The 17,955-nt window shown below is 49.4% G+C and carries 21 protein-coding genes; 15 read left to right on the top strand and 6 right to left on the bottom strand.

The annotated features are described in order from the left end of the window. Positions 1-134 precede the first annotated feature (134 nt). The 3 genes from pdxA (at position 135) to R6H26_RS17470 (ending at position 3,212) form a co-directional block, all read left to right on the top strand. Entirely contained in the window at positions 135-1,214 is a 1,080-nt protein-coding gene (gene pdxA / locus R6H26_RS17460; RefSeq protein WP_404784141.1) for a 4-hydroxythreonine-4-phosphate dehydrogenase PdxA, read from the top strand. Between the two features lie 71 nt (positions 1,215-1,285). Further along, complete coding sequence (locus R6H26_RS17465; RefSeq protein ID WP_404784143.1) at positions 1,286-2,311, top strand: metallophosphoesterase family protein; 1,026 nt, start codon at positions 1,286-1,288, stop codon at positions 2,309-2,311. Positions 2,312-2,390: 79 nt separating this feature from the next. Beyond that, complete coding sequence (locus R6H26_RS17470; protein ID WP_404784145.1) at positions 2,391-3,212, top strand: prohibitin family protein; 822 nt, start codon at positions 2,391-2,393, stop codon at positions 3,210-3,212. A gap of 72 nt (positions 3,213-3,284) precedes the next feature. Here the strand turns inward: R6H26_RS17470 and R6H26_RS17475 are convergent, their stop codons facing one another. The 3 genes from R6H26_RS17475 to R6H26_RS17485 all read right to left on the bottom strand — a co-directional run bounded on the left by R6H26_RS17475 (position 3,285) and on the right by R6H26_RS17485 (position 5,526). Then, positions 3,285-4,637 (bottom strand): TIGR03279 family radical SAM protein, encoded by a 1,353-nt coding sequence (locus R6H26_RS17475; protein WP_404784146.1) that lies wholly within the window; start codon positions 4,635-4,637, stop codon positions 3,285-3,287. Positions 4,638-4,792: 155 nt separating this feature from the next. Then, a complete protein-coding gene (locus R6H26_RS17480; RefSeq protein WP_404784147.1) occupies positions 4,793-5,134 on the bottom strand; it encodes a DUF3368 domain-containing protein in 342 nt (113 codons plus the stop codon). A gap of 140 nt (positions 5,135-5,274) precedes the next feature. Next, positions 5,275-5,526: a UPF0175 family protein gene (locus R6H26_RS17485; protein ID WP_404784148.1), complete on the bottom strand. Its 252-nt coding sequence runs from the start codon at positions 5,524-5,526 to the stop codon at positions 5,275-5,277. A gap of 299 nt (positions 5,527-5,825) precedes the next feature. Here R6H26_RS17485 and R6H26_RS17490 point away from each other — a divergent pair, with 299 nt between their 5' ends. Beyond that, the gene (locus R6H26_RS17490) at positions 5,826-6,119 is read left to right on the top strand and encodes a hypothetical protein (RefSeq protein WP_404784149.1); all 294 of its coding nucleotides are present in this window, start codon (positions 5,826-5,828) and stop codon (positions 6,117-6,119) included. Positions 6,120-6,254: 135 nt separating this feature from the next. Here the strand turns inward: R6H26_RS17490 and R6H26_RS17495 are convergent, their stop codons facing one another. Beyond that, positions 6,255-7,604, bottom strand: coding sequence for an IS1380 family transposase (locus R6H26_RS17495; RefSeq protein ID WP_404783571.1), 1,350 nt, complete (start codon positions 7,602-7,604; stop codon positions 6,255-6,257). Between the two features lie 183 nt (positions 7,605-7,787). On the opposite strand from R6H26_RS17495, the gene R6H26_RS17500 reads away from it, so the two are divergent. The 7 genes from R6H26_RS17500 (at position 7,788) to R6H26_RS17530 (ending at position 12,489) form a co-directional block, all read left to right on the top strand. Next, entirely contained in the window at positions 7,788-7,982 is a 195-nt protein-coding gene (locus R6H26_RS17500) for a hypothetical protein (RefSeq protein WP_404784150.1), read from the top strand. 541 nt (positions 7,983-8,523) lie between these two features. Next, positions 8,524-10,218: an AIPR family protein gene (locus R6H26_RS17505; protein WP_404784151.1), complete on the top strand. Its 1,695-nt coding sequence runs from the start codon at positions 8,524-8,526 to the stop codon at positions 10,216-10,218. A gap of 512 nt (positions 10,219-10,730) precedes the next feature. Beyond that, positions 10,731-11,018, top strand: coding sequence for a BrnT family toxin (locus R6H26_RS17510; protein ID WP_404784153.1), 288 nt, complete (start codon positions 10,731-10,733; stop codon positions 11,016-11,018). Between the two features lie 10 nt (positions 11,019-11,028). Further along, positions 11,029-11,265, top strand: a complete 237-nt coding sequence (locus R6H26_RS17515) for a hypothetical protein (protein ID WP_404784154.1) — start codon at positions 11,029-11,031, stop codon at positions 11,263-11,265. Positions 11,266-11,346: 81 nt separating this feature from the next. After that, positions 11,347-11,529 carry a hypothetical protein gene (locus R6H26_RS17520; RefSeq protein ID WP_404784155.1) on the top strand — a complete coding sequence of 61 codons (183 nt, stop codon included), beginning with the start codon at positions 11,347-11,349 and terminating at the stop codon, positions 11,527-11,529. A gap of 299 nt (positions 11,530-11,828) precedes the next feature. Further along, entirely contained in the window at positions 11,829-12,095 is a 267-nt protein-coding gene (locus R6H26_RS17525; protein WP_404784157.1) for a CopG family transcriptional regulator, read from the top strand. Next, positions 12,088-12,489 carry a type II toxin-antitoxin system VapC family toxin gene (locus R6H26_RS17530; protein WP_404784159.1) on the top strand — a complete coding sequence of 134 codons (402 nt, stop codon included), beginning with the start codon at positions 12,088-12,090 and terminating at the stop codon, positions 12,487-12,489. Before R6H26_RS17525 ends, R6H26_RS17530 begins: the two co-directional genes overlap by 8 nt. Before the next feature lie 238 nt (positions 12,490-12,727). Here R6H26_RS17530 and R6H26_RS17535 read toward each other — a convergent pair whose 3' ends face one another. Together R6H26_RS17535 and R6H26_RS17540 are read right to left on the bottom strand one after the other, a co-directional pair. Then, the gene (locus tag R6H26_RS17535; protein ID WP_404784161.1) at positions 12,728-13,654 is read right to left on the bottom strand and encodes an undecaprenyl-diphosphate phosphatase; all 927 of its coding nucleotides are present in this window, start codon (positions 13,652-13,654) and stop codon (positions 12,728-12,730) included. 290 nt (positions 13,655-13,944) lie between these two features. Next, positions 13,945-14,580, bottom strand: coding sequence for a hypothetical protein (locus tag R6H26_RS17540; RefSeq protein ID WP_404784163.1), 636 nt, complete (start codon positions 14,578-14,580; stop codon positions 13,945-13,947). A 92-nt stretch (positions 14,581-14,672) separates the two neighbouring features. Here R6H26_RS17540 and R6H26_RS17545 point away from each other — a divergent pair, with 92 nt between their 5' ends. The 4 genes from R6H26_RS17545 to R6H26_RS17560 all read left to right on the top strand — a co-directional run bounded on the left by R6H26_RS17545 (position 14,673) and on the right by R6H26_RS17560 (position 17,943). Then, the gene (locus R6H26_RS17545) at positions 14,673-14,972 is read left to right on the top strand and encodes a hypothetical protein (protein WP_404784164.1); all 300 of its coding nucleotides are present in this window, start codon (positions 14,673-14,675) and stop codon (positions 14,970-14,972) included. A 99-nt stretch (positions 14,973-15,071) separates the two neighbouring features. Beyond that, complete coding sequence (locus tag R6H26_RS17550) at positions 15,072-15,818, top strand: DUF3120 domain-containing protein (protein WP_404784165.1); 747 nt, start codon at positions 15,072-15,074, stop codon at positions 15,816-15,818. Between the two features lie 22 nt (positions 15,819-15,840). Beyond that, positions 15,841-16,449: a 5-formyltetrahydrofolate cyclo-ligase gene (locus tag R6H26_RS17555; protein WP_404784167.1), complete on the top strand. Its 609-nt coding sequence runs from the start codon at positions 15,841-15,843 to the stop codon at positions 16,447-16,449. A 204-nt stretch (positions 16,450-16,653) separates the two neighbouring features. Next, complete coding sequence (locus tag R6H26_RS17560; protein ID WP_404784168.1) at positions 16,654-17,943, top strand: hypothetical protein; 1,290 nt, start codon at positions 16,654-16,656, stop codon at positions 17,941-17,943. Positions 17,944-17,955: the final 12 nt, after the last annotated feature.

The raw sequence follows: 17,955 nt of genomic DNA on the forward strand, positions 1-17,955 counted from the left end.
CCCGCTAGAATACCGATCTACTAAAAACTTTAATACAAATGTATTTTTAAGTCATTTTACTTCCGATAATCTAGTCTCTACCTATCCGTACGCCGAAGTCGTCAAGCTCATCGATCCCACTACAGTCTGAAAAAATGACTATTCCCGCTGCCAAACTCATGCCTTCCCCATCGCCATCCTTAGCGCTCACAATCGGCGACCCAGCCGGAATTGGGCCGGAGGTCGTACTCAAAGCGCTGGCTCGCGGATCTGACGGTATTACAATTTTTGGCGATCGCCTCACTCTCCACCAAACCTATCGCCAAATCGAACGAGCCCAAGGCACTGACTACGTTCGCACCCATCTCGCCCACCCCGACACCCTGACCGTTGTCGAACCAGAGCATGACGTCGGAGATTGGAGTCTAGGATCTCCCTCAGCCCAGACCGGTGCAGCCAGTTTTGCCGATCTAGAGAGAGCGATCGCCCAAACCCTAGCAGGCCACTACGCGGGTATCGTGACGGGACCCATTGCAAAATCCGCGTGGAAAGCGGCGGGCCATCTCTACCCCGGTCAAACCGAATTGCTGGCCGAAAAAGCTGGCGTCAGTCGATTTGGCATGATGTTTGCGGCCACCTCGCCCGTTACCCAGTGGCAGTTGCGCGCGCTCTTGGCCACCACTCATATTCCTTTAGCGCAAGTACCTCAGGCGCTCTCGCCCGAGCTTTTGTCCTTGAAACTAGACTTGCTGATCGAGACCTTGCGAGTTTTATTTGGAATTGATTCGCCGACCATTGCGATCGCCGGACTCAACCCCCATAGTGGAGAGCAAGGGCAACTCGGCACTGAAGAAATAGACTGGATCGTACCCTGGCTGGATCGAATGCGCGATCGCTACCCCCAGGCCACCCTTGAAGGCCCCATCCCGCCCGATACGATGTGGGTTAGGCCGGGACAGGCGTGGTTCGGGCAAGCGCTCGGGCAAGACCGACCGCCCCACGATGCCTACCTGGCGCTGTATCATGACCAAGGACTCATCCCTGTCAAGTTGATGGCCTTCGACCGCGCCGTGAATACCACCATCGGTCTGCCGTTTATTCGGACTTCCCCCGATCACGGGACGGCCTTCGATATTGCAGGGAAAGGGATTGCCGACGCGACGAGCATGAAAGCGGCGATCGCCCTCGCGCGAGTCCTTGCGAGACCTGCATCGCTCGACCCAATTCCCCATTGACCGAACGTTCCTCAGGAAACCCTTGATATTGCCATCTGCTTTTCATCAACTGCATTGCCAGAAGGATCGAAATGAATCGAATGCGTCTTAAGCCACACTTGCTCTGGGCGGGATTAGCAGGATTCGCTACCCTCAGTGGATGGAGCTTTTTTCAACAGCGAGATTTGCTGCAAGCACAGTCTAAACCGCCCGTCTCCTCTCCGGCGATCGCGCCTAAACCGCCTGCGGTCAAACCAAAACCAGCGGCGAGTCAGTCTAAACCGCCATTGAAGCCTGGGACGAATCAATCTGCTCCTGCGGCGGTTGCAGACCCGGTATTGGTGGGTGCGGGGGACATTGCAGACTGTACTAAGTCAGAAGACGAACTGACCGCGCAGTCGATCGATAAAATCCCCGGTACGGTCTTTACGGCTGGAGATGATGCCTACCCTCGCGGAACCGCAGAGGACTTTCAGAACTGCTACGAGCCAACTTGGGGCCGTTTTAAGGCTCGCACCTTCCCAGTCCCCGGCAATCACGAATATTATTCTCCCAATGCCGAGCCTTACTATGCCTACTTTGGCGCTAAGGCCGGAGTTGCGGGGAAAGGTTACTACAGCTATAACTTGGGCAAGTGGCATGTGGTTGCTCTCAACAGCAATATCGATGCCCAGACTGGCTCAGAGCAGGAGCAGTGGCTCAAGGCCGATCTGGCGGCCCATCCCAGAGCCTGTACTCTGGCCTACTGGCACCATCCGGTATTCAGTTCCGGCGTCCACGGCAACGACCCCAAGATGCAAGATATTTGGCAAACGCTGTATCGTGCTGGCGTAGATGTTGTGGTGAACGGCCACGATCATCACTACGAACGCTTTGCGCCTCAGAACCCCGACGGAAAAGCCGACCCCAAGCGCGGTATTCGTCAGTTTGTGGTGGGAACTGGCGGAGCGGAATTGCGCGAATTGGCGACAGTCCGCCCCAACAGCGAAGTTCAAAATACAGCAACCTACGGAGTCATCAAATTTGTCTTGAGTCCGAAGTCCTATCGGTGGGAGTTTATCCCCATCCAGGGCCAAACCTTCACCGATCGCGGGACGCAAGCTTGCGTTACCTCGTGACTGGGTTCCCACGAGTCTATTGTCCGAGGCAAAACGATCGGAATTTCAGCAGCTTACCCAAACTTAGGAGAACAACACTATGACACGACCTCTTCCAAGCCTTAGCTTTCCCCCGGCAGGAGGGAAAATTTTGGTTGGTGGCGGCATTCTGCTTCTGGTCGCGCTGTTTTTTCGGCCCTTTGCGATTGTCAATGCAGGAGAACGCGGGGTTGTCATGCGGCTGGGCCGGGTGCAGGATGAGGTTTTGGATGAAGGATTTCACTTTATTTTGCCGTTTGTGACGTCGGTTAAAAATATGAGCGTTCGGGTGCAGCGCAGTGATATTAAGGCCCAAGCGGCTTCTAAAGATCTACAAGATGTCACGACGGAATTGGCGCTGAACTGGCATGTCGATCCCGTTAAGGTCAACACGGTTTTCCAGCGAATTGGGGATGAAACTCAAATTTTGCAGCGGATTATTAGCCCGGCAGTTTCTGAGGTTTTGAAGGCGGCAACCGCTAAAAAGAATGTCGAAGAAATTTTGACCAAGCGGACGGAACTGAAGAATGAAATCGATCGGGAGCTTAAAACGCGCTTAACCCCTTACGGCTTGGCGGTTGACGATGTATCGCTGGTCGATTTCCTGTTTTCGCCAGAGTTCAATAAGGCTATTGAAGCGAAGCAGGTGGCCGAACAACAGGCCAAACAGGCTGAGTTTGTGGCGCTCAAGGCAACGAAGGATGCGGAGGCTGAGGTGAATCGGGCGAAGGGGCAGGCGGAAGCTCAGCGGCTGCAAAGATCCACCCTCACACCCGACCTATTGCAAAAACAGGCGATCGAGAAGTGGGATGGCAAGTTTCCGACCTATATGGGAGGAAATGGCCCGCTACCGTTTATTAACGTGACGCCTGGTGCAAAGTAATACCAGTTCCAGGAACAAAGCTTACCGCTGGCTTCGACTCCGCTCAGCCAGCTAGAGACTGCACTCCCCGCTTCAGCTCGCTGCCACTGGAATTGCGTGCAGGCAAGTCTGAATCAAATCCCCTGGGCCTCCACCCACTTGGTAAATGGGGCAGTGTAGTATGGCTGAAACCTGCTCTAGGGTCATATCATCCAAAAATTGAGTGGTGCCATGCTTGAGCATGAGGGTCGGCACCAGCAAGCCATCGCCTAAGTCTTTGCCCTTCAAAGCACGAACGATATCGGAACCCGTCAGCAACCCCGTCACGGTCATGGTCTGACCCCAATATTCGCTGTGGAGTGCTGCCATTTCAACGGTCAAGCCGTTTACGCGATTCAACGTCTCTAAAATACCCTGGAACGCCTGTTCGACAGTATTGCCGACAACCCAGGTCAATCGGCGGGGTGGGGAGATCTGGGCGGGCAGCGATCTTGCTGCTCCTTCAAACTGGGTCAAAAACAACCGAATGGAACCCACGCCGTTGTCAATTTGGGGATAGGACTCATAGTGTTCTGCGGGGGGCAATTCCCGACGGGCAATCAAAAACCATTCATCTGCGAGCCAAACAAAGGTCGAGCCGAACTCGCACTGAAACTGCGCTTGGAATGCCTGGACTCGATCGATTATTTCGCGGGCTTTCTCTGTCGTGACTGGAATGACCTCGTTCAGATCGGGTCGAAAACGGGTCAGTCCCACGGGCACGATCGCCACGGAAGCTACTGTAGGGATATCGCCTCGATGGAACCGGGCTAGGTCGCGTATCGTTTGCGCCAAGTGCTCGCCATCGTTAATGCCGGGACACAGCACCACTTGGGCGTGAATCTGCAGCCCTCGCTCTTGGAACCATTGGAGCTGGTCTAGAATTTTGCCCGCTCTGGGGTTTTTGAGCAAGCGGGTGCGGATTTCTGGTTCTGTTGCGTGGACCGAGACGTAGAGCGGAGAGAGTCGCATCCGTTCGATGCGGTTCCACTCGCGATCGCTCAGATTCGTCAGGGTTAGATAGCTGCCGTAGAGAAAGCTGAGGCGATAGTCATCGTCTTTGAGGTACAGGCTTTCCCGCTTGCCGGGGGGTTGCTGATCGATAAAGCAAAACGGGCAGCGGTTGTTGCACTGAATTAAGCCGTCGAAAAACGCGCTTTCAAACTCTAGCCCCAAGTCTTCGTCGCATTCTTTTTCAATCTCAACGGTGTGGGGTTTTCCTTCCGCATCGAGGACTTCTAGTTCGATGTATTCGTCCGCGCACAGAAACTGATAGTCAATGAGATCCCGTAGGGGTTGACCGTTAATGGCGACCAGACTGTCGCCCACCTCAAAGCCCACCTCGGCGGCGATCGACTCGGGCAGGACTTGACTGATGCGGGCGGGACGGATGGCAGAATCACTCATGGAGCTTTTTAAGAGAGGAAAGGAAGCAATCTGAAATCCTCTCTTCAATTTATCTTAGTCCTGAGGGCATTACCTATCACCTGTATCTGAATTACTCTGGCACTCCCTCTTGCCACGTCCACGCTGCTGCTGAAGAAATGCGATTGCATTACCGCTTATTCCCCCGCTAATCGAAGAATGTCGCCAATAATCTTATCGGTCAACCACATCCCTTGGGTACGAAGCTGGTCAATCACTGGGGCGATCGCGTTAAGATGTCCTGATTTTTTAGCTTTGATCAAAACACCTAACGTTCCTGTGTATTTGAGCTGATAAAGATCGGCAATACGTCTACCAAGACTGTCATCCAGAATTAACAAGCTTTCAGGGGATTGAATCCCTAAAGCAATGACTTCAGCTTCCCCTTGGCCTAGGTCGGTCACATTAGGGACAAGAGCTGGGGATGAAATGCGGACAACTTGAATCCACTCAACCAAACTGATGATAGGAACATCCACACCTTAGAAGTAGACCGACTTGTAATTCTTCGCAAACGGCAAATGGAACAGTGATTTTGTTATAAAGCTTTTGGAGTAGATCTAAGCAGCCTACTTGATGTAGATACTGTAATGGCGATGTATCGACAATGACCGACTGTTTAGGCATTGTCGATATCATGCTCTAACTCTTCAGCGGTGAACGCAAATGGCGAAACATGATACTGACCAAGGACATTCAAAAATTTGACTCTTGACATTCCTGCCAATTGAGCAGCTCGTCCTGAAGAGAGTTTGCCTAATTCAAACAGCTTAACGGCTGCCAGAATGGATAATTCCTGCGATATTGTCTCAGGAGACTCTTTCAAACTAATCAGGACTTCATTCGGAACATCGATTTGAACCATGCTCATAAAAAAGTTGCTCAAAATGAGAGGCTAATTTAATTTTAGGGCAGATGACCTCAAAAACAGATCCACGAACGCCAGGCTGTTGAGGTAGGTAGGCGATAGCTAGCTCTTTCAGAGCAGTGACGCACCCAGAGTCCGCAGAACCAGCTCAAAGAAGCTGCAAAGACGATCGCCCAGCCCCAAAATCGCGATCGCAGTCCTAAACCTCGAATTGATTGAGATATTGGCGGAAAAGTCGGTCATCTGGATGAATTGTCAAGCTAAACCCTCTAAAATCATAGGGATATGTCGGTTTAGAGCACATGGCAAAACTGGGGCAAGGGACAACAGAAATCATCAACCGACTGAGACAAGAAGCTTTTGAGATTGTTGATGAAGCGACTGCGCTTGAATTCAAGATTTTCGATCGGTTTGGGGAAACGGAACAAGTGTTGTCTTACATGGATGAGATGAAAAATGTGGCGGAGGAGGCGATCGCGTTATTATCACGGCTGTCTACGCTGCAACTCCAAGTTGCGCAGTCTCAACCTACTGCTGCGCCTGCTATGCTGGAGCTGTTAGCCTGCATTATTCACGAGGTGTATGAGGAGTTGTAAGTTTCACCAAAATTAGAGCTATAGGATGAGATGAAAAGTAAAAGTAGGCAAAAAAGCGATACAAATCGGCTCAAAAAGGCTAAAAACACCTATATTTCCGACAAATAGAGACAAGAATCCTATGACGGGCTTGGCCTACTCAAATTTGAGGGACTGGGACTGGGATAAGTTCCGAGAAATTTGACGCATCTCCTGGGCATAAGGGCAAAACGCAGCCAACTCCACCAGAATCCGTCGGGTAGAAACCGTTACCTTGGCAGCTCCTTTAATGAGCAACAACCGTAGGCGTTCCACCTGAGCCGTTGCCAGTTGTGTTCCATGGGCCGCTTGGCGAATTGCAATCATCAAAATGTAAGCAGCTTGAGCCAAGAGCAGACGAAACTGATTGGCAATAAAAGTGCTGCAACTGAGACGATCTGCTTTGATGCCGAGTTTGAGTTCTTTAATGCGATGCTCGCTGTCGCCGCCGCGTTGAACGTAGAAGTGGTCGTACAATTCTTGAGGCGGTTGCTCCAGATTGGTCACCACAAATCGAGGATTGGGGCCTTGGTCGAGCCATTCTGCCTTCATGACTAATCGTCTGGGTTCATCCCACGTCCGTGCCGCGTAATAGACATCGTCAAACAAGCGAGCCTTTTGCTGGGTTTGGATGTGTTGCAATCTTGCCCGTTCGAGCAAATCGGCAATTTTACGCTCCAATACCGCATTGCGGATAAAGCCAAGGGCATAGCCCACCTTGGAGCGTTCGCAAACCTGCATGATTTCGGGTAAGGAGAATCCCGCATCGCCTCGCAGAATCAGTCTCACAGACGGCCAAACGCGTTTGAGTCGCCAAAATAGCCAGCGTAAAATGCCTGCGACGCCTTTGCCTGAATGACTATTGCCCGCGCGTAACTGCAAAATCAACGGATACCCTGTACTGGCCTCGTTGATGAGCACTGGAAAGTACATATGATGACCGTAGTATCCATGGAAACAGCTCAATTGTTGATTCCCATGGGTTGGGTCGTCCCAGCCATCGATATCCAACACGATTTCGTCGGGTGCGCTCTTGTAGCGTTGGATGAATCCATCCACCATTCGGCTGCGCATGGCAGCGACTTCTGCTTTGCCAATGTGGTTCTCAAGTCGAGTGATGGTGGGTTGGCTTGCCAGTAAATCTGTTCCGACACTCGGCGATCGTCCGCAGGCAACCTTGAAGATGGGGTCGTGGCGCAGCACGTTACTGTCATTGGCATCTTCGTACCCTCCCACCATTTGATATACGCGTTGACTGACCAACTGATGCAGGTTATGGGTGATTTTGCTCGGGTCGCGCCAGTCCTGGATACACGCTGACAATCCTCGACACACTTGAACCTGCTCTTCTGCTTGTCGAGCCAGCAAGATCCCGGCATCTGAGCTTAATTCTAGATCTGAAAATCGAACGACTAAAGGGCGTGGCGTGGGGAAATTGTAGGGCAGGTCCGAATGACACTCTGTCATGGCACAATGGAGATACTAAAAACTCTAGAGAGCCTGATTCTAAACCGTTTCAGGCTCTCTTTTCTTGTGTTTTCCTATCTCTCATGAATTATCCAGGTTAGAGCAGGCGATTCAAAGAACCCTTGTTAGGATTCCAGCGTTAGAACGCAGCATTCAAGAAGTCAAGATGGAATGGAATTTTCTATGACTCAACAACCGCGCATTCCCGATTCGGCAACCTCGAAACGACTTTTGGATAATTTGCGTCGATCGCGGTTGGAGTTGGCTGAAAGCAATTTGGAACTGGCTGAAATTAGTGCTTTGCTGGAGAACGATCTGAGGCAACAGCAGTTAAAAAGGGTTAGGGGTTCGCTCCAGAATAATACTGAACGGGTCTAATGAGGCGATCGCCTAGTTATGTTTTTGCTTGACAGACGAGATCGCCCAGCCCCAAAAATGCGATCGCAGTCCATAGCTCCAAACCCACGATCGCCTCCCCAAACTCCAAATCGATTACAATCTTGGCGAAAAATTTGGTTGTCTGAATAAATTGTTAAGCTAAGTATTAAGTTTTGGGAAAGAAAAATAAACTGAGCCAAGCTGTTGGGCGATGTTCAATCAATGATTATGGTAAACCAGATAGCCATGTTGACTGCTAATCTGCTCGCAATGCCAAATGTCTGCTTGGCTGAGGTGGGCGATCGCAGGCGAGGGCATTCGGTGCAAATTTGGATTGAACGTTATTGAGTATTACAGTGGATTGAAGCTATATCATTAAACTGAATTAAACCATCAAATGATAAAGTAGTGTTATGTCCAAATATCCAACAAGTTTGTTCGTTTCAAAATGTATCTGCTTAAACACTCATTTAGTGTTAACTTGGTGAGTTTGCTAGTTGCATAATCTGTAGAATATTAGTGTTGCCCTATATGAGAATTTATGCTTAATCTGGATTACGCAAACCTTGTTCAGGTTGCTCAGCCCTATAAAGTTCCAGGCCGCGAAGAAGCCAGTGCCTTTTTAAGTTGGTTTCTAGTAAACATATATAGGTTAGATATTATTGAAGTCCAGGATATTGTTTGTGATGGTCATGGAGACAAGGGAATTGATGGAATTTACGTCAATGAAAGTGAAGAATGTATAGATATTTTTCAATCCAAGACCGTACAGAATCCTGGTAAAACGTTGGGAGATACTCAACTCAAAGAATTTGTAGGAAGCCTAGAGCAACTAGCAACGCTTGAAGGCGTGCAATCAATGATTTCAACAACGGGGAACTCGCAGCTTAAGAATTTATTGATTGAGTATAAAGATCTTCTTATATCTTCGAAATATACGATTCGAGGAATTTTCGTCACTAATGCTGTCAAAGATTCTAATGCCGAGAGTTTTTTAAGAGCCACTTCCCCAACAACTCATCTCAAGGTGTGGGATAAGCCTCTTATCATTCAAATGTATGTACCTAGTGAGAAGGCAATACCAGCAACATCAGAAATTTCTTTTGACGTTTTTGGATATGACTATGTTGAATACAATGTTAGTAATACTGCAAAAGTTGTAATTGCTCCAGTATCAGCAGTTGACTTGGTTCAGATGGAAGGTATTGAAAATCAACAGCTTTTTGATTTGAACTTGAGAAAAGATCTGGAGAAAACGAAGGTTAACAAGGATATTGGGAAAAGCATAGATAATGCTTCCGAGCACGGAAACTTTCTGCTTTATCACAACGGAATAACTATCATTTGCGATAAATTAGATACTTCAGATAAAGGTAAAGTAAAAATTCAAGGATATTCTGTAGTAAATGGTTGTCAAACGGTATCAAGTCTCTATAGAAACAAATCTAAAGTCACTCAAGATCTAAGGATATTAACTCGAATTATTCAAGTTAATTCTAATCAATCAGATCTAATTTCAAGAATTACTTATAACAGCAATAATCAGAATGGAATTAAGGCTAGGGATTTCAGATCCAACACACAAACTCAGGTTAGACTTCAGCAAGAAATTAATCAATTTTATCCAGATTATTTTTATGAGATTAAGCGTGGAGACGAGCCTGAACAGCGAATAGTAATTGAAAATACGCTTGCTGGACAAATTTTACTGGCCTTTGATTTGAAGCGACCTTGGGCTGTTCAGAGATATAGCAAGATATTTGACGATTTACATCAAGAGATCTTTGCTCGTCCAGAAGTTAGTGGAGGAAGAATCGTAGTTTTATTTGATTTGTATAAAGAAATAGAAAAAGATCTGCCACGGATTGAACCTTCACTATTTGGTGGTTATCAGATTACTAAATTCTTCTTGCTTTATCTTCTTTCGGAGGTTTTGTCGGATGATGAAGTTGGGAAGATTTTCTATAAGAAGCCAGAAGATTTTTATAGAGAGACTGCTCAGAAAGAGAATCTTCTCAAATGTATTCATATAATCTTAGGTGATTTAATTATCGATTTGAATGGTGAATTCAAGGAGGCAGGTGGAGAGAAATTTGACTTTAAAGCAACATTTAAAGCCCCAAATTTGTTGCGGAGCTTAACGAACAAAGTGATTGCATCTCATAAAAAGCTTATTGCTCGTGAACGTGCAGAATCATTCTCGCAGTTGTGGAATAAATTAGAGAGTCAAGTGTGACGTCCATATAGCGGTTCCGGCTCCCGTGAGGTACAGATTGAAGCCTGAAACCTTTATGCAGTCTTGTTCCACGTGTACCTCATGTCGCAGGGAACCGCTATATTCCATATCAAGAACTGTTATCCCGATCTAGTGTTTGTTCGAAATGCCCCATTCTTTCGTCTACTTTTTCTCAATGTTTAGAACTTATGAGGGTGATTTGTGTGCTCACGTTTCAAATTTAGAAAGCTTACTCCTTCTACAAAAAATATATTCTTGAATACAGATAGAATAAAGCTGAAATCTATAAACTGTTTTGCTCAAGCTTAAATTGGCACAGCCAGTTGTACGATCACCTCTATGTATGACGACACCTGCCGATATCTCGCCGAACACTCGATTCTAGAGATTTATCAGCATGGGCGATCAATTCGCCCTTCATTGATTTATATTTCCCGATTGGTAAGAAACTTGAGATTTTGCAACGCTTTGACCGCTATTTGCTATATTGCAAAGTGGGATGAGTTTTACACATGAATTTTGAGTGGGATGAGCTAAAAAACGAGCGTAACATTGACAAGCACGGCTTCGACTTTGCTGATGCATATCGGATTTTTGACTTGCCAATGGTAGTTGACCTTGATGAGCGCAGTGACTATGGTGAAGATCGATGGATTGGGACAGGACTTCTAGATGAACGAGTCGTCGTCGTCATCTTTACCGAACCAGATCAAAAAACAACCCGTATTATTTCACTAAGAAAAGCACTCTCTCATGAAAGAAGGCGTTATGAGCAATACCTCAAGAACCGACTGGTCTAGAATTGACGCGATGACAGACGATGACATTGATACGTCTGATATTCCGCCTCTGACCGACGAATTTTTCTCCAAGGCAAAATTACGGATGCCATCATCGCCGATCGCTACAGTTTCTGTACCTGTAGATTCTGAGACCTTGAAATGGTTTCAATCAAAAGGTGAAGATGCCGAACAGCATATGACTGCCGCACTAAAAATTTATGCAGCAGCGCAGCAGACATCTGCCGCCATGCGTCAGTCAGCTTAAATTGGCTCAGCCAGTTATAGAATCACGTCTATGTATGACGATACCTGCCGATACCTTGCCGTCTATTTAAGGAAGGACATCATGCAAGAATCTACCGTTTATCGTTCAATCTTGGCAGAAGGCAAAGCAGCAAAACAACGGGAGATTGCGATAAATCTTTTGTGTAGAGGAGTAGCAATCGATATCATCGCCCCTTCCACAGGCTTATCAGTTGAGGAAGTCCAACAACTTCAGCAGCAACTGAACGAATCTCAGCAAAACTAAACAAAATCGGTATGGCGTTGGTAGAGACCGACTTCTTGGAGGTCAGTGCTTGACTTAAGCGATCGCCATAATTTTCTCAGCGTCTCAAGATACCAGCGTGAAGTTATTCCCTTGCCATTTTCCCCATTCTTGATAAAACTAGCAACCTTTGCCAGAATGCCCCTCGATTCACCCGATTCTTGACGATCGCCGCAAAAGCAAGAGATTCTAGAGATTTATCAGCCTGGGCGATCGCACTTCTAGGCAAAAATATCCTTAAGTGATGTATGATTATATACATCACTCTGAAGCGCCACATCATGCACCGAACGCAAATTTATTTGCCGGAAGACCTTCATGAGCGACTAAAAATGCGCTCAAGAGCAGATGGCCTAAGCATCTCCGAATTAGTCCGTCGTGCAGTCGAAAAAGACCTTCAACAGGAATCTTCAACCCGCAGCGCACGTCAGTTTTTTGAAACCCTGAAACCCCTCGAAAGTTTTGCAGACTGCGAACCAGAGCAATACGTGCGATCGCTACGGGATAACAGCCGCATCCTCAGGGACGAGCAGAATATCAATGGCTGAGCGCTTACTATTGGATACCGATGTCATCATCAACTTGCTGAAGAAACATCCAGACACCGTTGAGCGCTTCATAGAGCTGTCAGAGCGCGGCACAATATTTTTGCTATCGCCCATCGTTATCGCAGAAATCTACGCAGGCGCATTCAAACACGAACATTCTCAGATTGAAACCTTCTTTAGCTTGTGCCAACCCCTAACCCTTGACGGAGAAGTTGCGCGTACGGCAGGACATTATGCCAACCGCTATCGAAAAGCATTTCAAGGGATTTCCTTAGAAGATTATTTTCTTGCGGCCACAGCCCATCAGCAACACTGCCCATTGTGGACGGGCAACCGCAAGCACTACCCCATGGATGATGTCGATCTGTTTCCAACTCAGCGATCGGTGTCGTAGGTAGTTGTTGTTGTCTTCATCGAACCCATGACCTCAAACAGGCTGACCTAGCAGGAATCGTTGGTTCTCGCGACGTTGTCTCTGAGGTCGTTAACGGGAAGAGAGACACTAGCAAAGCCCAAGCTTCAGCCCTCGCTCGGCTTTTTCATGTCGATGTGGGGCTTTTCATGGCTTGAGGGATGGCAGGAGCGATCGCTTGTCTTAGCCATATTTAACCCGCTTCGCTGTAGACAACAATTTACTTGAGTTGCCCTGCAAAGACCGCAATCAGAAGCGCTACCCCCAACGCCAGCCGATACCATACAAATCCCCAAGTGTTGTGATTGCGCAGAAATTTGAGGAGCCAGGCAATGGAAAGGTAGGAAAACACGAAGGAAGAAGCGGTACCAATTAAAAGCGGTAGCAGCATATCGTGCTGCCCGAGGGCGTCTTTGCCTTGGACGAGGGTGGCAATGGTGAGAGCCGGAATGCCCAATAAAAAGGAAAACCGCGCTGCCGTATCGCGCTCTAGACCTAACAAGAGCGCAGCCGTTAACGTCGAACCAGAACGGGATGCCCCCGGCAGCAGGGCAATCATTTGGCCCAAGCCCACCAGAAAGCCGTCTTTGACCTCAAGCTGGTCGAAGTTGCGCTTCCGGCTGCCGATTTTCTCGGCTAAGGCCAACAGCAGGGACATAATAATGGCCATTGCGGCAATGAGCAGCGGGCTTTCTAAGGAAACATTCAAAACCTTTTTAATAAACAAGCCCACCGCTAAGGCCGGAATCGTCCCGACGATAATGCCAACCGAAATTTTCCATTCTTCCCGCTGCCAGTCTTTGGCCCGGAATGCGGCGATCGCCCCGGTCACAATCTTGAAAATATCCTGCCAAAAGTAAATGACCACAGCCACAACGCTCCCAAATTGAATAGCGTCGGTGGCTTCCTTGGTCCAAAGGGCTTTCCATCCCAGAATATCGGTAAAGATGAGGAGATGGGCCGTACTGCTGATGGGCAAAAATTCGGTAATGCCCTGCACGATGCCTAAAATAACGGCCTGCACCCAAGTGAAGAACCCAATTTCGGCGGAGGCTGTGCCGGAACCAGGCAGTCCTGCGATCGTGTGGGAAACAAAATGTCCGAGGGTTGGGATGTCTGCGATCGCCACGGGGTTGCTCCATGCCATTAACTCTAAAAGTTTAGCGCCAAGACGGACATTTACTAGGAGCCGGGGTCCCTAATTGTTTGGCTTTTGGAGAATGAACGCGGGATCGCTTTTTCCCGCGAAATGCGGCGATGCCCCTAAACTGCTTCCCTATGACCTAATTCCTCTGCCGTCAAAACCTCCGCAGCCGTCAGTCTTAAACTGGGGAAGGTTGCCGATGCGATCGCCTCCACTTTTGCGACACAAATGGCGATCGCCTATGCTAAAAACATCCTCATCTCATAAGTAGACCAGCATAACCGAAGTCGCCCTCAACCTCCTGTAGCCACTGCTTGCCCGTCCAAATTTTTTTCGCATTGTCGAAAAATGGATCGAAGAAGACCCAACAAAATTGACATTTCCCCAATCCCATACAGTAACGATTCGCTCAACTCTTTATTAACCTCTAGTCGATAGAATTTCCAGCCCTCGCCATTAGTGACAATGCCATAGATATCAATGATTTTTCCCAATTGTTGACAGATCGATCGACAGGTCTGCATCTCCACCAAACACTGAGCCGCCCCCTGTTCAAAATCATCTTTTTTTGCCTCAATTACGCACACAAAGGGAGCTTCTAAATAAGCCCGACGCTCAGCAATTAAGTAGTCTGCATTGCCACAAACATCATCCCCTTCCAAATAAGCACCCTTCCAGACCTTGAGGCGATCGAATCCCTCTAATCCCTCCTCACAGATGGCATCAATCAACAACGTCTTAGACACTTCTAGACTTTCTAAGTCAAATCGTTGTAGCCTCTCTAGTCTTTGTCGAAAAAAGTCGCTAATGGGAATAGGCTGTGCCTCAATTGCCCAGCGCTTGAGATCTGTTACCCCCAAGTACTTAAATGCTTCCCGGTAAGTGAAGCTAGAAAAAGGTTTTTTTCGCTGTTGGATTGCCTGGACCATAGGGATTATCCTGCATCTCTAGGTTTACTACAATTATGCTCTGTCCTGTCAATGAAGGGCTAATACAGCTTCCATCGAATCGTAAATAATGGATGAAGCCATCCATCGCAGATTGCGTGAGCCATGGCCTGTATGAGCATTTCGACCCAACTTCGACAAAAAGTAATGTTGACGCGCTCGCCCTCTTCACCCCCACTTATTCCGCCACCATCAAAATCTCCACTGCCAATAGGCTCAGTTCAGTGGAAATTGTAGATGCGATCGCCACAACTTTAACGACACAAATGGCGATTGCTGACGCTAGAAATATCCTCATCCCAGGGTGGTCCAGCAGGACCTCGCCCCTTCAAGCTTCCTATTCCGCCTCAGCCTGTTCTTCAAAACGGCCTTGACGAGCGTGCTTAAGACATTGTGAAAAAGCACGGTCAGATACCCCCATGGGGGATATTGCGTGTTATCGTTACATAGATACACAAAGACCTCATACTACTTTGTCAGCAACCATCTCGCCCCCCGTCATTTCTGCCAGCGTGCAGACCCCAGCAGCAGCACCTATGGTTCAAGACGTCGGCCTCGGCTCTCGGCTGAGCTGGCGTTTTTTTGGACTAGCCGCTTTCTTGGTTTCGATTCCAGTATTTATTCAAGCGCCCTTGGTTCGCCAGTGGCCCTGGGTGAGCCTGGTGCTGACGCTAGGCTGGATTGCCTTTGGATATACGCTTTGCCGCAAGTCTAGCAACCCCCTCTACGGCGATTTGGTTTTGGGATTTACCTGGAGTTGGTTTGCCGGATCCATCTATTGGGGATGGTTTCGGTGGGAACCCTTCATTCATTTGCCGATCGAGTCCGTGGGCGTCCCCTTTGCCCTTTGGGCGCTGATGCAGCAGCGGTATCGGGTCGGCGCATTCTTTTACTTAGGCTCCCTGTGGGGCACGGCCATTACGGATGGCTATTTTTATCTTTTAGGACTCATTCCCTTCTGGCGTCAGGTCATGCAGGTTGAGGTGCGAGACTCCTTGCCGATTTTGCAAACGGCGCTGCTCCAAATTCAAACTGTCAGCGGGGCGCTGTGGGCAGGTGCGCTAATCCTGGTGTTGTGCGTCAGCGGTCTCCTGCCCTTGGTCAGCCGTCGGGTATGGCGCGGCCAGCACGAAGCGCTGCACTGGTGGGCATTTATGGGAGCGGTCTTAAGTACGCTGGTGGTAGACGGCCTGTTCTGGTTCGCCGTGCGCTTTGCCTAAACGGTAGGGAGCGATTGCAGTTGTGACTCGATCTTCCGATATATTCCCTACAGTAGCGGCCAAAAAAGCCCTGCGGAAGCAGCTATTGGCCCAACGTCGAGCATTGACGGCTGACGCATGGAAATTCAAAAGCGACGCAATTTGCCTGAAATTAGCCCAATCAGAATGGGTGCAGAATGCTCAGACGATCTTGGTGTATTGGGGCGATCGCCAGGAACCGGATCTCAGACCGCTTTGGGAGCACCATTTCCCAGATAAACAGTGGGGGCTGCCCCGGTGCGTCGAAAAACAATTGGTGTGGCACCGATGGCAGCCAATGGAGGCAAATCAGCTTCAGCCTGGCCCCTACGGTATTTTAGAACCGCTGCCTACGCTGCCGATTCTGCTACCCAGCGCCGTAGATTTGATTCTGGTACCTGCGGTGGGCTGCGATCGCCGGGGATTTCGGTTGGGCTATGGTGGCGGATTCTACGATCGGCTGTTCGGCGATCCAGCCTGGGCCAACATCCCGACGATTGGAATTGTGTTCGAGTTCGCTTTCCTCGCAGAACTGACGCCCGATCCGTGGGATTATCCCCTGAAAGCGGTTTGCACGGAACTCGGCATGACGTTGTCGCGCTTGCGCCGATAAAGGTCGCAAACATTGCATCGTAGAGCGTCTTTCAGGATCCGTGCCAAAGCGATACGCGGAACGATCGTCCATTAACCGACTCTGCGCTGAATGTCAGACAACTGCTCGTAAAGCAGTTAACGAAACGCTTTGCAAAGATCGGGAACCTGCTAATAGATCGAGCATTCTGGGGAATCATAACCCCCAACACTGCCCCTTCATCCAATGAAAGCAAGTCTTCCGATCGGTGCAAACTATTGGCGCGCGGCGATCGCCCTCACCCTCGCCCTCACCCTAGGCAGCAGCGTCCGCGCCCAACCGTCCCTAGAGCGAGAAGCCATCGCCCTGCGCCCGCTGGGTCCCAAAGGATTGCAACAATTCCTCAACGCCCACAGCAAAGAACTCGCCGCAACCCTACCGCCCAAACCCCTCCGCGATGCCCTCGATCGCCTCTGCCAGCAGCGCGACTGCTACGCCTCCCGCCTCTACTGGTTCACCGACCTCGACCGAGCCAAAGCCGCAGCCGCAATCAGCGGCAAACCCATCCTCTCCTTACGCCTCCTGGGGAACCTCGATCGAGACCTGAGCTGCGCCAACAGTCGTTTCTTTCGGGTCGCGCTGTATCCCAATGCCGAGATTTCTAAAGTCTTGCGCGATCGCTTCATCCTCCATTGGCAGTCTGTCCGTCCCGTCCCCAAAGTCACCATCGACTTTGGCGATGGCCGCAAACTAGAGCGCACGCTTACAGGCAATAGCATTCACTACATCCTGGATGCCTCCGGTCGCCCTGTCGACGCCATTCCGGGGCTTTATGGACCTCAGGCTTTTCTGCGCCAGTTGCAGCAAAGCGAGGGAGTTGCAAAAACCATTGCGACCCAAACCGATCGAGATCGCAATATTACGCTGAAGAACTATTACGGCGATCGCCTCAACGCAATCCAATCGCAATGGTCGACCGATCTCGCTCAATTGGGGCTGAAAGTGCCAGCTCGTCTGGCATTAGAAATGCCGAGCAGCGATTCGGGGATTCTGCCTAGAGCCGATCGGGCCGGAACCTTTGCCGCCGCTAAAATGGCAGTTGAAAACCCGATCGTTTCATCCGCGCTGAATCAAAGAACCTTGGCTCAAATGACCGATCGGGTAACCTGGGAAAAATTGGCCCAACGCTATGCCAGCGATGCAAAACTAGATGCTCGCAGTCTGGATCTCATTCGAGCCAAGCAAGCGGCAGGGGCGATCGCCGCACCCCAAACCGCCGCTCAGTCCAGATCTGTGCCATCCATCGCGAGATCCTTCGAGTCCGCAATGGCCCTAGATACGGTTAGGAACGAGTATTTGCTGCACGCTCAACTTTACAGGTGGTTCCTGCAAGATCCTAAAACCCAGAATGCGGACGCGCTGAATGACAGGGTATATGCAGAACTGTTTTTAACGCCCAAAACAGATCCCTGGCTGGGATTGCTGCCGGGCGATAGCTACAGTGCGTTGGACAATGACGGGATCTCAACGCGCTGAAGGTTGCCGATG

It is taken from the genome of Altericista sp. CCNU0014, from assembly GCF_044923475.1.
Taxonomy (GTDB): domain Bacteria; phylum Cyanobacteriota; class Cyanobacteriia; order Thermosynechococcales; family Thermosynechococcaceae; genus JAAURS01.

What these genes read in the sequence shown, in the direction of transcription:
- R6H26_RS17525 (WP_404784157.1), top strand. Translation starts at nt 11,829, where the DNA reads ATGCACCGAACGCAAATTTATTTGCCGGAAGACCTTCATGAGCGACTA.
- pdxA (WP_404784141.1), top strand. Translation starts at nt 135, where the DNA reads ATGACTATTCCCGCTGCCAAACTCATGCCTTCCCCATCGCCATCCTTA.
- R6H26_RS17540 (WP_404784163.1), bottom strand. Translation starts at nt 14,580, where the DNA reads ATGGTCCAGGCAATCCAACAGCGAAAAAAACCTTTTTCTAGCTTCACT.
- R6H26_RS17495 (WP_404783571.1), bottom strand. Translation starts at nt 7,604, where the DNA reads ATGACAGAGTGTCATTCGGACCTGCCCTACAATTTCCCCACGCCACGC.
- R6H26_RS17470 (WP_404784145.1), top strand. Translation starts at nt 2,391, where the DNA reads ATGACACGACCTCTTCCAAGCCTTAGCTTTCCCCCGGCAGGAGGGAAA.
- R6H26_RS17530 (WP_404784159.1), top strand. Translation starts at nt 12,088, where the DNA reads ATGGCTGAGCGCTTACTATTGGATACCGATGTCATCATCAACTTGCTG.
- R6H26_RS17500 (WP_404784150.1), top strand. Translation starts at nt 7,788, where the DNA reads ATGACTCAACAACCGCGCATTCCCGATTCGGCAACCTCGAAACGACTT.
- R6H26_RS17545 (WP_404784164.1), top strand. Translation starts at nt 14,673, where the DNA reads ATGAAGCCATCCATCGCAGATTGCGTGAGCCATGGCCTGTATGAGCAT.
- R6H26_RS17490 (WP_404784149.1), top strand. Translation starts at nt 5,826, where the DNA reads ATGGCAAAACTGGGGCAAGGGACAACAGAAATCATCAACCGACTGAGA.
- R6H26_RS17485 (WP_404784148.1), bottom strand. Translation starts at nt 5,526, where the DNA reads ATGAGCATGGTTCAAATCGATGTTCCGAATGAAGTCCTGATTAGTTTG.
- R6H26_RS17510 (WP_404784153.1), top strand. Translation starts at nt 10,731, where the DNA reads ATGAATTTTGAGTGGGATGAGCTAAAAAACGAGCGTAACATTGACAAG.
- R6H26_RS17535 (WP_404784161.1), bottom strand. Translation starts at nt 13,654, where the DNA reads ATGGCATGGAGCAACCCCGTGGCGATCGCAGACATCCCAACCCTCGGA.
- R6H26_RS17560 (WP_404784168.1), top strand. Translation starts at nt 16,654, where the DNA reads ATGAAAGCAAGTCTTCCGATCGGTGCAAACTATTGGCGCGCGGCGATC.
- R6H26_RS17505 (WP_404784151.1), top strand. Translation starts at nt 8,524, where the DNA reads ATGCTTAATCTGGATTACGCAAACCTTGTTCAGGTTGCTCAGCCCTAT.
- R6H26_RS17520 (WP_404784155.1), top strand. Translation starts at nt 11,347, where the DNA reads ATGCAAGAATCTACCGTTTATCGTTCAATCTTGGCAGAAGGCAAAGCA.
- R6H26_RS17475 (WP_404784146.1), bottom strand. Translation starts at nt 4,637, where the DNA reads ATGAGTGATTCTGCCATCCGTCCCGCCCGCATCAGTCAAGTCCTGCCC.
- R6H26_RS17515 (WP_404784154.1), top strand. Translation starts at nt 11,029, where the DNA reads ATGACAGACGATGACATTGATACGTCTGATATTCCGCCTCTGACCGAC.
- R6H26_RS17465 (WP_404784143.1), top strand. Translation starts at nt 1,286, where the DNA reads ATGAATCGAATGCGTCTTAAGCCACACTTGCTCTGGGCGGGATTAGCA.